Genomic DNA, 15,866 nt, shown 5'->3' with positions numbered 1-15,866 from the left:
GCCATCACTCCCGATGCGGACCGGCGCCCAGGAGTTGGTGACAGTGCTCGTCACGCGGAGAGCTTCGCGTCTACTCTGAAGGGGAGGCGCCATGACCCACGCGCAGCGAAACTCGGCAGAACTGGAGTCGGTCTCTCTACCAGAGGCGAATCCGGCTAAGGTTCGACGCCGGATCCTGGTGAATGGCGTCGTCCAGGGAGTCGGGTTTCGGCCCTACATCTATCGGCTCGCACTAGAGGAACACCTCACCGGCAGCGTCTTCAACGACTCAAGTGGCGTCACCATCGAGGTGGAAGGCCCGGTCTCCGCAATTGAAGCATTTCTGCGTCGGCTGCCCATGGAGGCGCCTCCACTCGCGCATATCTCCGCCATTGCCGCATCAGAAATGGCGCTGATCGGCGACCAGAACTTCCGCATCACGTTGAGCGATGTCCGCGGCCGGGTGGCCACGCAAATCCCTGCAGATGCCGCTACCTGCGACGACTGCTTCCGCGAGATCTTCAATCCCGCCGATCGCCGGTATGGATATCCGTTCACGAACTGCACCAACTGCGGGCCGCGCTTCACCATCACCCGTCGCATCCCCTACGACCGTCCCCAGACTTCGATGGCGAACTACCTGATGTGCGTGCAATGCCGGGCTGAATACGATGACCCATCCAACCGCCGCTTTCACGCGCAGCCGAATGCCTGCTGGAACTGCGGGCCGCGCCTCTGGCTCACCACTCCAGACGGGACGGCGATTGCCACGGGAGACCCGATTGCCGAGACCATTCAACGCCTGAAAGACGGCCAGATTGTCGCCATCAAAGGAATTGGCGGCTTCCATCTTGCTGTCGATGCGACCAACGAGGAGGCAGTACGATTGCTGCGCGAGCGCAAACGCCGCCACGGCAAGCCCTTCGCCGTTATGCTTAAGAATGTCTCTGACGCGGAGAGATATGCTGTGCTCGGCGAAGCGGAGAGGGACCTGCTCCTCCGAGTCGAACGACCTATCGTTCTGCTGAAAACCCGCAACCCTGTACGCTTGGCCCCTTCAATCGCTCCCAGACTTCCGTGGCTCGGCGTCTTTCTTCCCTACACGCCGCTCCATCATCTGTTTTTTGCCAGCGGCATGATCGAAGCACTGGTGATGACCAGCGCGAACCTCAGCGACGAACCGATCGCCATCGACAATCTTGAAGCCGTCACCCGTCTGGGTTTGATCGCCGATGCTTTTCTGATGCACGATCGAGAAATTCTGCAGCGCTGCGACGACTCCGTGGTCCAACTGGTCGAAGAGTCGCCACAGCTTCTTCGGCGCGCGCGCGGATTCGTTCCGCTGCCCATCCCTCTGCCATTCAACGCACCGCCTTTGCTTGCGGTTGGCGGCCATTTGAAGAACACCTTCTGTCTCGCTTTAGGCAGAGAAGCATATCTAAGCCAGCACCTCGGCGACCTCGAAAGTCCCAGTGGATTGGAGTTTTTCGAGCAGGCCCTGGACCATCTCAAGCGCACCTTTGAAATTGAACCGGCGACCATCGTCCACGACTTGCATCCCGGCTATTTGTCGACGCAATGGGCGCACCGCCAGAGCCTGCCCCGTATCGGCGTCCAGCATCACCATGCCCATATCGCGGCCTGCATGGCTGAACACAACCTCTCCGGCAGCGTCATCGGCATTGCCCTCGACGGCACCGGCTATGGCGCGGATGGTCATATCTGGGGCGGGGAAGTGCTGATCGCTTCTTACTTGAGCTACGAACGCTTCGGCCATCTGAAGTACGTCGCGATGCCCGGCTCGGAGGCGGCCATCCGCGAGCCGTGGCGTATGGCCTTCAGTCACCTGCTCGCTGCTAGCGGCGAGCAGGTCTTCGAGCCGGCAACGCTCGACCTGCTCGGTATCAAGCTGCAGGAAGCGCGGCTCCTCGAGCGCATGATCGCGCGCCGCCTTCAAAGCCCGCTGACCTCCAGCTGCGGACGCCTCTTCGATGCAGCAGCAGCGTTGATTCTCGGCCGGCGCAGGGTCGACTATGAAGCCCAGGGCGCCATGGAACTCGAGGGCGCCGCCATCGATGCTTCTCCAGGCATCCCGTATTCCGTCGACATCTTGCCCGGCTCACAGAGATGGGGGACCGCGGACGAAGCCTCAAAGCCGTGGCAGCTCGACCCAGCGCCATTGTTTCGTAAGCTGCTCGCTGACGTACGGAGAAACGAACGGCCCGCCGTTATGAGCCATCGCTTCCATCGCGGCGTGGCGAACGCCTACTGTGGACTCGCCATCCAAGCCCGCGAATGCACCGGTATCCAACAAGTCTGTCTCAGTGGCGGAGTCCTGCACAACAAGCTGCTTGCGCATCTGCTCAGGAATACGCTCCTGCTGAAGGGATTCGAGGTCTTCCTGCCGACGCTGGTGAGTCCAGGAGACGGCGGCCTCAGCTACGGGCAAGCGGTCATTGCTGCCGCGCAGATGGCAAGCGAAAGCAAAGAAGCCCAGGATGCGAAATCTCTCGCCCCCTGAGCTTCTCTGCTTTTAGCCGCGCTACCTATCGGCGCTGGCAAGATCTATTTGCGTCACTTGCCACGGTTGAAGCTCCCTGACTACAGCTTCATTCCCTACAATGTAGCGCCCCCGTAAAATGGAGGCAGTGATTGCCGTCACCCATGAACAACCGGTTTGGATCTAGGAGAAAAACCTTTCCTCATCCCTTGCTGCGATCGGTGAAGCGGAAGAACAGCGACTGCTTCGCCACCGGACCAGCCAGTTCGTTCAGCGTCGCCATTTGTGCCTTGGATAGTGGCGTGAAATCTCTAGCAATCTCCACGTTTTCTTCCAGTTGCGCGATATTGTCACAGCCAACGATCACTGTACTGACCGGGTGCGAAAGCGTGAAATTCATGGCGTCCTTCATCTTCATCACGCCGGTCTGGGTCGCGATCGCTGACCCTTCCCACGAATGCTGCTGCTGTGCAAGCGGCGGTGGAGTCCAGCCCGCCAGCAATCTTCCTCGCGTCGGTACCTTCATGCCGATAATTCCCATCTGCTTCTCGACGACCACCGGCAGCAACTCATCGGTAAAGCTGTGAATGTGCGAATCGGCCGCATTGAGAGCCATCAAAATGGTGTCGAAAGGATGACGATTCACGGCATCAATCAGCGCCTCAGGACGATAGTGCCCGGTAACTCCCAAAAACCGGACCACTTTTTGGTCCTGCATTTCCGTAAGCGCTTCCATGGCGCCGCCCTTGGCGAAGATCGCCTCCACATCCTCAGGCAACCCAATGTCATGAAGCTGCCAAAGATCCACGTGGTCGGTATTCAGCAGTTGGAGAGACTTCTCGATCATGCGAAGCGAGCCATCGCGGGTGCGCTCCTTGGTTTTGGTCGCAAGGAAGGCCTCTTGCCGGCGGGTCTTCATCACCCGGCCGACATACTGTTCGCTCCACCGCTCCGGGCCGCCATAGATGGACGAGGTGTCGAGATAGTTCACCCCGAGATCGAGGGCGCGGTTGATAATCGGCAAGGCAACGTCGAAGTTATTGGGCTTTTCAAGCGATGCCTGGCCGCCCAGGCTGAAGATGCCAACTTTGTAGCCGGTCTTCCCCAGGTTCCTGGTAGGCATGGCGGCCGGGGTGCGGGCATTCGCCGGCAGCGCAGGCAGAGCGATTGTCGCGGCAGGCGAGGCGATCGCGCTCTGGGTAAGGAGTCCCGCGGCAACTGCGCCGCTCGTCTTTAAGAACCTGCGCCGGTCGGGAGAGCTAGCCTGCTTCATTGCGATCGAACCTCGGTATGAATTCGATTTTGCTACGCGCCTATTCTACCGCCAGAATGCTCGATGGCCTTCACTTGATCGACGAATCCATTCTCTTGTGACCGCAATCACAGCGGCCCGCGGAGTATGCTGACACCATCGTTCCAAGGAGACAGCATGAACACCTTCCTGCCAGGCTCGATTTTCGGATCTAAGTCGCACCGTCCCGAATCGCTTTCTCCGGCGCTCTTCAGCGCGCTGATCGAGGATTGCCAGAAGCGCGAGCCTATCCCCGTCGCGGTTTGCTGGCCATGCAGCGATGTCGCCCTCGCCGGCGCCTTTGAGGCCGCTGCCGCCGGTCTGATCGATCCCGTGCTCATCGGCGCCCGGCGCGAAATCAAGATCATTGCCGATCGTCTCCATCTCGACCTCGATGCTCATGAAATCGTCGACGTACTCACGGAACAGGAAGCAGCGATCAAGAGCACCGAGCTATGTCGAACCGGAGTCACCAAATCGTTGATGAAGGGAAGCCTCCACACCGACGTCCTCATGCGCTACGTTCTACAGAAGGAAGGCGGACTGCGGAGCTCCCGCCGCATCAGCCATGTCTTCATCCTTGAAGTGCCGCTCTACGATCGCGCCTTGCTGATTACTGATGCGGCCATCAACATCTATCCCACCCTTGAAGACAAAATCGACATCGTGCAGAATGCGATCGACCTGGCGCACGTCCTCGGAATTGCCACGCCCAAGGTAGCGATCATGTCGGCCATCGAGACCGTGAATCCTAAGATCGTCTCGACGCTCGACGCCGCGGCCCTCTGCAAGATGGCCGACCGCGGCCAGATTACCGGGGCCATTCTCGACGGACCGCTCGCCTTCGACACCGCCGTCAGCAAAGAAGCCGCGCTGGTGAAGCACCTGAAATCCCCGGTTGCCGGAGAAGCCGATATTCTGCTCGTCCCTGATCTGGAGTCCGGCAACATGTTAGCCAAGCAGCTTGAATATCTAGGAGGAGCCAATCTGGCCGGCATCGTTCTCGGAGCCAAGGTGCCGATCATTCTTACCAGCCGCGCCGACTTGCCCGAATCCCGAGTCGCCTCCTGCGCCGTGGCCGCGATGCTGGTGCATGCCAATCTCCAATGCTGGCTGTAGGGCGGCTTTGTCCAACCCAGTTGCCGCTTGTTTCGGTAAGGAAGCACTAGCGGGCTGCTGACCGTGCTTACTGAACGGTGAGATTCAGGCTCGCGGTCTGTGAAAAGCCGCCTGGTCCTGAAGTCACTAGCTGAACCGTATAGGTCCCGGCGGGAGTTTGCATCGTAGGAGCGGGATTGGTGGAGGAGGACCCGCCGCCGCATCCGCCCAACGCCGCGCCCATGCCGCAAAGCAGGAAGGCCAGCACAAGAAGCTTACCGGCACGAGTGCGGACGCTGCGCCTGCGCCGCACGAAAGTTGCCAGGAAAAGACCAGGTGCCCAGAAGACCGCTGCCAGTGTGCCGGCTGGACCTTCCCGGCCGTCCGAATGCGGATGTTGCACCGCCGCGCTGCTGCTGACTCCTGTCTGAATGGTCAACGAAGCACTGCTCGAGCTGGTGCTACCGGTGAAGGCAACCGAGGCCGGTTGGAAGTCGCAGGACGAGTTCTGCGGCAGGCCGCTGCACGAGAGCTGTACTGTGCCCGTATAGCCAGGGGCCGGAGTGAGGTTCACCTGGTCCACCACGCTGCCGGCGTTCGCTACGGTCACCGATGTGTTCGCGGGAACCACCGACAACACCAGAATGGGAGGCGATGCCGATTGGGTGAAATTTGCGTCGCCACTGTATTGGGCGCTCACCACCACATCGCCCGAGGGCAAGGCGCTCGCGGTATAAGACGCGGTTCCATTCGCGAGGGTGCCGCTGCCGACTTCCATCTGGCCTTCGTAGAAGGCGACGGTTCCAGTGGGGATCCCGCTGGTCAACGAGGCCACTGTAGCGGTCAGGCTCGTGTTGCCATTCGAAAGCGCGAAGGTCGTTGCGGTTCCCGCCTGCGACACGGCGAGAGTGCCATTTGTGGAGTTTACCGTGTAGTCGGCGAGATTGGCGCCGGTGACCGACGGCACGATAGGATAGCTTCCCACAATGCTGCTGATCGTCGCGGTGGTGGAGAAGGTTTCAGTGAACGTATCCCCATTGACCGCGCCGGTCACGGATCCGGTGAAGGTAGGATTGGACGCTCCAAAGACGCGCGCCAGATTGTTGGCAATGACGGTAAGCGGGGCGGAGGCTACGGTCAGCGACGCCCTCTGCGTGGCGGCCGCGTAGCCCTCCGCTGCGGCCTGCGAAGCCTGCATCACAACCATGCCGGCCCCCGTAATAGTGACGGTCGAACCCGTTAGGGTTGCCGGCCCGCTTAGCACCGAATAGGTGAACGCCCCTGTTGAGGTCGAGGTCGCTGAGACGGTAAATGGCGGGTCGCCATAGGTATGGTTTGGAACCACAAAGGTGATCGCCGCACTCGGCGTCCCGTACAGGGCTGCAGCGCTGGAGGCGCTCGCGCCGTAGGTGCTATCGCCCAGATAGCTCGCCGTGACCTGCTGTGTTCCCGTGCCTGCCACGGAAACGTTGCTGGCCGTAGCCGTAGCGGGAAACAGTTGCCCAATTAAAACATCCGGCCCTTCTGCATCATAGTCACTACTAACAGCAATATCGGAAAGGCCGTCTCCGTTGAAGTCGGCTATTGCGAGTAAATTCACTCTCGCGGGGACAAGGCCGGAAACCGAGCCGACGGAAAAGGTTCCGTCCCCTTGCCGAGCAGAACTGTTTCAGTGGCAAGGTCGTATTGGCCTTCAGTATCATCGTTCGAGAGAACCAGGTCGGCTTTGCCGTCGCCGTTGAAGTCTCCGACCGCAATCGGGCGTCCTCCAGTGTTACTGGGAATCGTCGCCGGTAATGGAGTAAAAGTCCCATCGCCATTGCCGAGAAACACTGTCACAATTTAAAGTGTAAGGGTCTGATCTGAGCTAGCCGCAGCCAGATCCAGCTTCCCGTCCCCATTGAAGTCACCGGTCACGATCGGATCGGCATTAACGAGACTGACCGGAGCGGCGGCGACAAACGTTCCGTTCCCCTGGCCGAGTAGAACTGTGATCGTACCATTTGCGGGACTGCTCAAAGCAAGATCGAGTTTGCCGTCTCCATTGAAGTCTCCAGTCACAAGGGCGCCATCGGCAGGAGCGGTTGTTCCCGTGATGGGGGCGGCGAACGTTCCGTCCCCGTTGCCCAGCAAAACCGTCACCCCCGGGAGCGGGATATTCGTGTAAGCCAGATCGAGGATGCCGTCGCCACTGAAATCTCCCGCAACCCAGAGCGCATACTCCGGGACCGATGGCGTGACCACAATCGCGTTATTGTTAAATGTCCCGTCGCCGTTGCCCAGCAGTATGGTGAGTCCCGACGATCCCAGGGCAGCCACATCCAGGTGTCCGTCCTGATTGAAATCGCCCACCGCCATAACAGTCTCGTTCTCGGTGATGTTCGCGACGGTAGAGTGGGTGAATGTCCCGTCCCCGTTCCCCAGCGCCATAGCGAAACCACTCGATTGAAAATTAGAATCAATGCCGCTCAGAAGAAGATCCGGCTTCCCGTCTTCGTTGAAGTCCCCGGTAACCATCGCGGAGGGATTGAGAATGTAGACTCCGGGATCGGGCATGCTGTAGCTCAACGGCTGTGCACTTGGTGTCAGCGTTGCGGTCGTGACCACCTGGTTGTTGCTGGTGGTGTTGAGGAACGAAATCACCCCGGTCGGCGCAACCGTGGCGCTCCGGGGGGAACCGACCACGGAGGCGGTCAGGGTGTAGCCACCTGGATTGCCGCTCGATGTGAACGTTGTGGCCGAGGTATATGGTCCTGCAAAGGTCACCGCCAGCGAAGATGCAGCTGAGGAGCTCGTCGAATAAGCAATCGTTCCCGAAAAAACCACCTTGTAGCTATGGCTGCCGATCCCGGGAATGAGCCTCATTATTGCCGTTCCGGCGCTCGTCAGTTGTGCCGTTCCCAGCGAATGGATGTCCGTGCAATAGGGGACGCTGGCGTCGCAGAAGTTCACCTGACCCGTAGTCAGCGCCATTGCTCCGGAAGTGACCTTGGCGGTCAAGGTGATCGCGCTGCCAGCAGCTACCGTGGTTGTCGCGCTTCCGCCCGAGGTAACCGCCAACGTCGTCGCGGTGCCGGCCGCGGCGGAGCCGCGAATCCCAGGCGCAAGCAAAAAGACGCACAAAACCGGCAAGAGGTGCAGACGGAGTTGTCCAGCAAGGAGAGCACCTCTTCGAGTGCATGAAAGGCAGGTGTTCACAATTCCTCCTGTCCTCCTGGAGAGGCGATGGTCCGGTGGCTAGGCTGTTTAGGGGGAAACTGTGACAGAAGGCAGCGACAACATAAGTGCAACGTAGCGCAAGGTGGCATGCGCACTCTATGCCACTCTAATTAAAGTTACCGGGTTAAGATTACTCCAGAAATTTGATTTAGATCTCCCGAAACCAATTCAATTGCAACTGTTGTTTCGGGCTTGGGATTCGGAGGGAAGCCTTCACACCGACGTGTTCATGCATAGGTCTTGCGGAAGAAGCTGAGTGCAGAGTTCACGGCGCGTCAGCCTGCACGGTCCGCGATGCTGGCGCATGCCAATCTCCAATGCTGGCTGTCGTGCGGCTTCGGGTCGAATGGCAAACGGGGCAGGGCTTAGTGACCCACGCTAAACTAGAAGTGACATGAAAATAGGTATCGACTTCGGAACCACCCGCATTGTGGTGGCGGCTTCCGATCGCGGCAACTTCCCCTTAGTCAATTTCGAAACGCCGGATGGCGAAGTTCGTGACTGGTTTCCTCCTACGGTCGCCGTTCAAGGCGAGATGCGGCTCTATGGCTGGGAAGCCGTTGCCCGCCAGAATGAACCGGAGTGGAGTGTCCTTCGCTCGCTGAAGCGTTCGCTCCGCAGTGCCGGACCTCATACTCAGATTGAAATAGATGGGCAGCACCTGCCGCTGAAGCTGCTGCTGGAAGAGACCATGGCCGCACTACATCGAGAACTGCGCGAGCGCTCCAACCTCGGCGTTCCGCCGGACGATGTCCTCGAAGCCATGCTCGGAGTTCCTGCCAACGCCAACAGCAACCAGCGCTTCCTGACCGAAGAGGCAGCCCGCATCGCCGGATTCGAAGTGCTCGGCCTGCTGAATGAGCCCACCGCGGCCGCGCTCGAATTCGCTCATCGCAACAGCGGCGAGCGTAAGGGCCGGGGAAACAGCGGGCTTGCCGTCTACGACCTTGGCGGCGGCACCTTCGACATCTCACTCGTTGCCGTCGGCGAGACGGAACACACCGTCATCGCGTCGGATGGAATACCGAATCTTGGCGGGGAAGACTTCGACACCATCCTCGCCAATCTGGCACTCGAACTCTCCGGAACTCCCGCAAGCTCACTCACTTCGTTTGAGCTGCATCAGCTTCTCGAAGAATGCCGCGAGAAGAAGGAGTCGCTGAATCCCAACACCCGCAAGCTCACCATCGATCTCGAACGGGCTCGTCCCGGCTGGCCAGAGGTGACGGTTCCTGTCGATGTTTATTACGAACGTTGCCGCCCTTTGATTGAATCTACCCGCAAGGTAGTCGAGGATCTGCTCGAGAGCCAGCCGCAATACCCGCTCGACACCCTCTATGTGACCGGAGGCGGATCGGAGCTTCCACCGGTCGCCCGCGTCTTGAAAGAAACCTTCGGCCGCCGGGTCAAGCGCTCCGCCTACATGCGCTCCGCCAGCGCCGTCGGCCTGGCCATCCGCGCCAGCACCCAGGCGGAGCGGTTGAACGAGCAGTTCACTGAAAACTTTGGCCTGTGGCGCGAGTCCGACGACGGCCGCAATATAACCTTCGACCTCATCTTCCCGCGCGGCGCCAAACTGCCGTCTCCCGGCGAGCCCCCGTTGCACCGCATGCGCGCTTATCAGCCCGCCCACAATATCGGCCACTTCCGCTACCTGGAATGCACCCACCTGGATCCCGAAGGCCAGCCGACCGGCGAAATTACCAAGTGGGATGAGATCCTCTTCCCCTTCGATCGTCATCTGCAGCGGGAGACGGACCTTGCCGCTCAGACGGTAGAGCGTTTTGCCGCTCCACAGGGGTTTATGGTCAAGGAAGATTACACCTGCGACGCCAGCGGCAACCTCCAGGTGACTGTCTCGACCGAATCCACCGGCTATGTGCGCGAATACCGCATTGGCTCCTGGTCAAACGGCAACGAGTCCAACGGGAAGAGGTGATGCTGTAGATACCCGAAAACATCCTTCTCGGTGGCTTAGGTAGGGCTGGGTTCCTCAAATCTGGCCTTGAACGGCGGCTGTTTGCTCTCCTGAATTTAGCGATCCCCACTCAAACCAACAGTGCATAAATGGAACCCTTTGGGTCGTCACTGGTCTCGTAGCGTCTCCATCGGATCAAGGTTTGCCGCCCGAATCGCGGGAATAAGGCTTGCGGTTGCCGATACCAGCAAGAGCACGGCTACCACGACAAAGAGGGTGACTGCATCGAGCGGCTTCACCTCATAGAGCAGGCTCTTCAGAAAACGCGTTAGTCCGGCGGACACGATTAAGCCGACTCCGACGCCAAGCAGTGCCAGCACCATGCCGCGGTTCAGGATCAACTTCACCACATTCTGGCGCTGCGCCCCGAGCGCCATGCGCAAACCCAGTTCGTGAGTTCGCTGCACCACCATATAGGAAAGCACGGCATAGAGACCGATCCCGGCGAGCAGCAGCGCGATCGCCGCGAAGGCAGCCAAGAGCATTGTTTGAAAGCAGGACTGCGCGGTATTGAGCGCGAGCAACTCGTCGAAGGCGTGAATTCGATAGATAGGGGCGTCCTTGTCAAGCGACGCCACTGCGAGCCGCGCTGAGTTCACGAAGTCCATCGGCCTACCTTTTACGCGAAGAGCGAAGTAGGGTGTAGTGATGTTCGCGGGCGCATAGGGAACGTAATATTCCGGTCGCACCTCGTCGGTCAAGCCGGAGCGCTTCACGTCCGCCGTGATGGCGATGATCTCCCGCATTGGTTTCTTCCCGTCGTCGCCGGTCAACCCCGGCTGGATTCGTTTGCCTAGGGCCTCCTCGCCGGGAAAGAACTTGCGCGCAAATGCCTGGTTCACGATCACCACCGGCCTGCCCTTGGGCTGGTCTTCGGCGTCAGAGAACGAGCGCCCCTTCAGGATTGGAATGCCGAGAGTGTGGAAGAAGGACGGCTCGACGATGCTTACCTGTGCGTCCGGCGAGTCTCCTGGCGCATGGGGGCGCCCCTCGATATCGAAGCTGATGTTGATGTTGCTGCCGCTGAGCGGGAGCGGAAAGCCGGCCGTCGTCGACTCGACCCCCGGCAGCGCCTGCAATTTCGTCAACAGCTGCCGGTAGAAGTTGAGGGAATCCGCGTCTTGTTTATAACGCTTCGGGGACAAGCCGACCCGGAAGGTCAAGACATTATCGGGACGGAAACCCGGATCGACGGAGAGGATGTGAAGGAAGCTGCGGATCAGCAACCCGGCACCCACCAACAGCACCAGCCCGAGCGCAGTCTCAACCACTACCAGCCCGGAGTGCAGCCGATGTTGCTTGCGCCCGCTGGTTGAGGTGCGAGTTCCATCGCGCAGCGCGAGCGCTGGATCGAGGCGAGAGAGACGCCGGGCGGGGAGCAGGCCAAAGAGAACGCCGGTGAGCAGCGACACCCCGAGCGCAAAGGCCAGCACGATGCCATCGATCGAAGCGTCGCCGACGCGAGGAACTCCGGTAGGGATGAAATGCAGCAGCCCTTTCAGCATGAGGATGGCGAGCGCTGTTCCCGCGGCCCCGCCAAGCAGAGCGAGCAAGAGCGATTCCGTGAGCAATTGCAAGGCAATCTCGCTCTGGCTGGCGCCAAGCGCCGCCCGCACCGCAAGTTCCGGCTGGCGTGCAGAGCCGCGGGCGAGCAAGAGGCCGGCCACGTTGGCGCACGCAATCAGCAGTAGGGCCGAGACTGCGGCAAACAGGATCCGCATCGCGGGACGGGCATCGCCTGCCACAGTCTCCGCCTCAGAAACCACTTGGGCGGCGCGATTGTTCAGGTCGTCGGTTGGATACTGCTCCGCCAAACCCGCTTGAATGGCGGTCATCTCGGCTTGCGCCTGGTCCAGGCTTACCCCGCGTCTAAGCCGGCCGATCACCGAGAGCTGCATCCATCCACGTTGCGTTGTCGACGGGCCGTCACCCTCCGCATCCCGCGCCGGGGTCATCCAAAAGCTTGGCGAGGGGGATTCGATGGGGAAGCTGAAGGCCTTCGGCATCACCCCGATCACGGTGTACGGTTCATCATAGATCCTCACCGAGTGGCCCACGATGTCTGGTGCGGCGTTGAAGTCCGACGTCCAGAATTCGTGGCTGAGGATGACGCTCCGGTTCCCAGCCTTCTCTTCCTCTCGAGTGAATTCGCGGCCGATCTCAGGATGTATGCCCAGCACCTGGAAGAAGTCGGACGAAACCGCGAGCCCGGAAACCATGCGGGCGGAGCCGTTGGGACTCGCCGGCGCATTCAACTCGTGATAGGAGGCCAGCGCCTCAAAGCTATGGCTCTGTGTACGCCAGTCAAAGAAATCGGGATAGGAGACATCATCGGGCGCGCCGACGGCTTGCGGTTCGGAGTTGGCCGGGAAGGCCAGGACGCTGACCTTGGCCAGCCGTTCCGGTTCGGGGAAGGGAAGCGGACGGAGCAGGACCGCATAGAAGATAGAGAAGATGGCGGTGGTGGCGCCAATGCCGATCGCGAGGGTCAAGATGGCCGTCAGCGAAAATCCGAGGTTGCGGCGTAGCTGGCGAATGGCGAACCGCAGATGATGGATCAGGTCGTTCATGATTTCTCCATACTCCAGGAAAGTGGAGCACGAGAGTGGCCAAAGGTGGGTATTGCTAAGTGAAGGATTCAAAATTGCTTACGAATTTCAAGCGGAGTACCCCGGCGAGAATCCGTCCGGGCCCGCTAGCTATGTGTCCACAAGTGGACGTATTCCCCGTACTTCGCAAGACTGAAAACCGTTTTGCTTCTAGTCGAATTGTGTGGAGATTGAAGCGTAGGCAATCGTGAGCTGAATGAGCGGTCCCGCGACATCGTTGGTGAAATACGCCCCGCTCAGCATTTTGAGCTCAGGGAAGGTCACATCCTTCATCGTTATCTCGATGCTGGTCGAGGAGTTCGGATTCTCGGTCAAGACGCACGACGAGCTGTGCAGGCTGTTCGAAGCAAGGTGATAGAGCGCCGCATAGGTGGAGTTCAAAGGCAGAACCACTACGAGGCTGGAGACCGCCTTGGCTGCGCCTCCCCCGCTACCGCCCGAGTTAGAGCTTTGAACTTGCACGTCGAAATTGAAGGCAACCGGCGTGGTATTGGGCACGTTGTAGGAATTCACGCAAGTCAAATGCGAGGAGGCGACGGCAGAGGCGCCGCCGCATAGAAGGATTCCAAGCAGTGCGAAGAGACAGGTACCGCGCATCGGAGTAGTCCCCGGTTTCTCAGGATGGTATTGGTGTTCGGTTTTCTGCTACGACTGCAGCGTACTTGACAGATTCTTGATGGCTAAGCAGATTCTTCTTGATGGCTTGACAAATTCTTGATGGAAGGATAACAGGGTGCCATGCCCGTCATCGATCTATTCCAATAGTGGGCTCGCTAGGGCTGCCGTTTCCGGCGCGCGAAAACTATTTTCGTTCCACGAGAATTTCGAAAGAAGCCTTCATCCAAAAGGCGCATACTAACGTCAAAGTAGTAGCAGGGTGAAGTGCGTCTCTGCTCCTTTTGGGTTGTGGATGAGGTGGTCTATGTTTCAACTGTCGGCAAAGGATCGGTACTCGCTCCAACTGGCGCTTTCGGCCAGCTTGGTTCTTGCTCCGTTGTCAGGCTGGGCCCAGTCGACGGGGACCCCAACAACGACGAATCCTCCTGCTGTGACCCAGGCGCCGGTCCAATCACCTCCGTCCCAACCAACGCCCAGCCAGACTCCGTCTCAACCGGCCCCTGCGCCGTCCGCCGGCGGCAACACGTCGGCGACCCCGGACTCCACTGGACCCCTGCCTCCTCCGACCGTGACCCCGAGTGCCGCCCCCGGCACCGCACCGCCGGCTCCTCCCACGGATGGCAAAATGCCGGGCGTAAAGCCGGGCAGTGTCGATGACGTCAGCGCGGTTGGCAATCGCGACATCGGCGCTCGCGGCATGGGCAACTGGTACTCCACCGAGAGCGAAATCAAGATGGGCAAGAGCTACTCGATGGAGATCGAGAAGAGCACCAAGTTCATCACCGACCCGGTCATCACCGAATACGTCAACCGCATCGGCCAAAACATCGTGAAGAATTCCGACTGCAAGGTCCCCTTCACGATCAAGGTCATTGACTCCGACGAAGTCAACGCCATGGCCCTTCCCGGGGGCTTTTTCTACGTGAATTCGGGATTGATCCTCGCAGCCGACGAAGAGGCTGAATTGGCGGGCGTGATGGCCCATGAAACTGCCCACGTCTGCGCCCACCATGCTGCGCGGGAACAGACCCGCGCTAACTATGCCCAGATCGGCAGCATGGCCTCCATGATCCTTATCCCCGGCTGGGCCGGATACGGCATCTACGAGGCGTCTGGACTCGCGATTCCCCTGACCTTCCTCCAGTTCTCGCGTGAGTTTGAGGCGCAGGCGGACTACCTCGGCGTCCAATACATGTACCGCACCGGCTACGATCCCCAGGCATTCGTGACCTTCTTTGAAAAGATCCAGAACCTCGAGAAACGGAAGCCCGGAGCGGTCGCCCGCGCCTTCTCGTCCCACCCCCAGACGCCCGACCGGATTGAGCATTCCCAGCAGGAGATCGCCCGGATTCTGCCTCCCCGCGACGAATACGTGGTGACGACCTCCGAGTTCGATGACGTCAAGGCAAGGCTCGCCCGCATCGAGAACAAGCGCCGCCTGAACGATAAATCGAATGGAGCGAAGCCCACGCTCCGCCGCGCCAGCACCACCGTCGGAGATCCAAGCACCCAGGGCAACAACCCCAACTCGGCTTCGACCACCAGCACCACTGACGGTCAAGGGGACGATCAGCCCACCCTCCACAGGCGCGACAACTAACGAGTTGCTTCGTCTCTAAGTCGACAGGAAGGCCGCCACTGAGGGCGGCCTTTCTGCTGGTCTCCTTCGATCGCTTAGTTTCGTCCATTACACGAGATTGTTTGTAGCGGACTTTGGCTTCTCTTTCGGCGTCAAGTCCTCAGGAGACACCGTGACCCGATTGGTCGGACTTGTCGCTTTTGTAGGGATTCTCGCCGCACCGGCATCCGGCCAGAATCTCCAGATGCCGGGCTGTCTGCCGCAGCCCGAGAATGAACCGCGCCTCGTAGCGAACCCAGATGCTCGAGTGACTTTTCGTTGCAAGGATGCAACCGCCATCGATCTGATCCGAGCCGTCGGTCGACAAACTCGCATTCCCATCGGGGTCGTCCTCGGAACACATCCCGAGGCCATTTCGGCCATCCCGCATGCCTACAACCTCAACCAGGTCACCGCGGCTGACGCTCTCTCCAGAGCAATCGATGGTACTGGTTATTCCGTGAAAGAGGATGCCAAAGGACTAGTCATTATGGCGGGCGACCTGGCCCCGCGACAGAGAGAATGGCTGACCCACGAATACAACGACCTTCCCCAAGTATTGAGTCAGAGCATGACCGGGCTAGGGATCATGCTAACCATCTGGATGAGGGCTGCCATCGATCCGAATGTCGGTGGTTTTGCGGGCAGCATCCTTGGCTCCGTGAATGACGAGGTGATTGCTATTCATCTTGCGCAGCCAGCCAGTACCGAGCAAATCGCCAGACACATCGTTACGCAGGGGTCTCGAGGGATGTGGATCTTCAAGGTCGATGCCGCAAGGCTGCCATCAGAGCCGCTCACCGACGAAATCGACATAGAGTCATATCAGCATTACACCAATAGTCCGGCCGCCTATGTCTCGCCTCTGAGCTCCCGCCATCCGTAAACCCCGCCGCTTCCAACCCCATAAAAGTGTTGCGTCTAGGCTCGCATTGGTGGAAGATACCTCTCCAATG

At 59.7% G+C, this 15,866-nt stretch carries 11 protein-coding genes; 5 read left to right on the top strand and 6 right to left on the bottom strand.

Annotated elements, in window-relative coordinates; translation table 11 throughout:
- Window positions 1-91 precede the first annotated feature (91 nt).
- Window positions 92-2,500: a carbamoyltransferase HypF gene (hypF, locus tag ACPOL_RS26685; RefSeq protein WP_114209747.1), complete on the top strand. Its 2,409-nt coding sequence runs from the start codon at window positions 92-94 to the stop codon at window positions 2,498-2,500.
- Window positions 2,501-2,681: 181 nt separating this feature from the next.
- On the opposite strand, the gene ACPOL_RS26680 is transcribed toward hypF, so the two are convergent.
- Window positions 2,682-3,752: an aldo/keto reductase gene (locus ACPOL_RS26680; protein ID WP_114209746.1), complete on the bottom strand. Its 1,071-nt coding sequence runs from the start codon at window positions 3,750-3,752 to the stop codon at window positions 2,682-2,684.
- 156 nt (window positions 3,753-3,908) lie between these two features.
- On the opposite strand from ACPOL_RS26680, the gene ACPOL_RS26675 reads away from it, so the two are divergent.
- On the top strand, window positions 3,909-4,889 hold the full coding sequence (locus tag ACPOL_RS26675; RefSeq protein WP_201758975.1) for a bifunctional enoyl-CoA hydratase/phosphate acetyltransferase: 981 nt from the start codon (window positions 3,909-3,911) through the stop codon (window positions 4,887-4,889).
- A gap of 67 nt (window positions 4,890-4,956) precedes the next feature.
- On the opposite strand, the gene ACPOL_RS26670 is transcribed toward ACPOL_RS26675, so the two are convergent.
- Genes ACPOL_RS26670 through ACPOL_RS26660 form a run of 3 tightly spaced genes read right to left on the bottom strand, consistent with a single transcriptional unit; the run spans window position 4,957 to window position 8,066 of the window.
- On the bottom strand, window positions 4,957-6,468 hold the full coding sequence (locus tag ACPOL_RS26670) for an Ig-like domain repeat protein (protein ID WP_114209744.1): 1,512 nt from the start codon (window positions 6,466-6,468) through the stop codon (window positions 4,957-4,959).
- Window positions 6,465-6,707 (bottom strand): FG-GAP repeat domain-containing protein, encoded by a 243-nt coding sequence (locus ACPOL_RS26665; RefSeq protein ID WP_161557582.1) that lies wholly within the window; start codon window positions 6,705-6,707, stop codon window positions 6,465-6,467. The genes ACPOL_RS26670 and ACPOL_RS26665 overlap by 4 nt, the downstream gene beginning before the upstream one ends.
- A 3-nt stretch (window positions 6,708-6,710) precedes the next feature.
- The gene (locus tag ACPOL_RS26660) at window positions 6,711-8,066 is read right to left on the bottom strand and encodes an FG-GAP-like repeat-containing protein (protein WP_114209742.1); all 1,356 of its coding nucleotides are present in this window, start codon (window positions 8,064-8,066) and stop codon (window positions 6,711-6,713) included.
- 415 nt (window positions 8,067-8,481) lie between these two features.
- Between ACPOL_RS26660 and ACPOL_RS26655 the strand changes: the two genes are divergently transcribed.
- Entirely contained in the window at window positions 8,482-10,026 is a 1,545-nt protein-coding gene (locus ACPOL_RS26655; RefSeq protein WP_114209741.1) for an Hsp70 family protein, read from the top strand.
- Window positions 10,027-10,172: 146 nt separating this feature from the next.
- On the opposite strand, the gene ACPOL_RS26650 is transcribed toward ACPOL_RS26655, so the two are convergent.
- Window positions 10,173-12,635 (bottom strand): ABC transporter permease, encoded by a 2,463-nt coding sequence (locus tag ACPOL_RS26650; RefSeq protein ID WP_114209740.1) that lies wholly within the window; start codon window positions 12,633-12,635, stop codon window positions 10,173-10,175.
- A 189-nt stretch (window positions 12,636-12,824) separates the two neighbouring features.
- Window positions 12,825-13,271 (bottom strand): hypothetical protein, encoded by a 447-nt coding sequence (locus tag ACPOL_RS26645; RefSeq protein WP_114209739.1) that lies wholly within the window; start codon window positions 13,269-13,271, stop codon window positions 12,825-12,827.
- A 325-nt stretch (window positions 13,272-13,596) separates the two neighbouring features.
- On the opposite strand from ACPOL_RS26645, the gene ACPOL_RS26640 reads away from it, so the two are divergent.
- Both ACPOL_RS26640 and ACPOL_RS26635 read left to right on the top strand, forming a co-directional pair.
- Complete coding sequence (locus ACPOL_RS26640) at window positions 13,597-14,892, top strand: M48 family metallopeptidase (RefSeq protein ID WP_114209738.1); 1,296 nt, start codon at window positions 13,597-13,599, stop codon at window positions 14,890-14,892.
- Window positions 14,893-15,043: 151 nt separating this feature from the next.
- Window positions 15,044-15,796, top strand: a complete 753-nt coding sequence (locus ACPOL_RS26635; RefSeq protein ID WP_150133140.1) for a hypothetical protein — start codon at window positions 15,044-15,046, stop codon at window positions 15,794-15,796.
- Window positions 15,797-15,866 lie beyond the last annotated feature (70 nt).

The sequence above is a fragment of the Acidisarcina polymorpha genome, assembly GCF_003330725.1.
Taxonomy (GTDB): Bacteria; Acidobacteriota; Terriglobia; order Terriglobales; family Acidobacteriaceae; genus Acidisarcina; species Acidisarcina polymorpha.
This window is presented reverse-complemented; position numbering and strand designations above follow the sequence as displayed.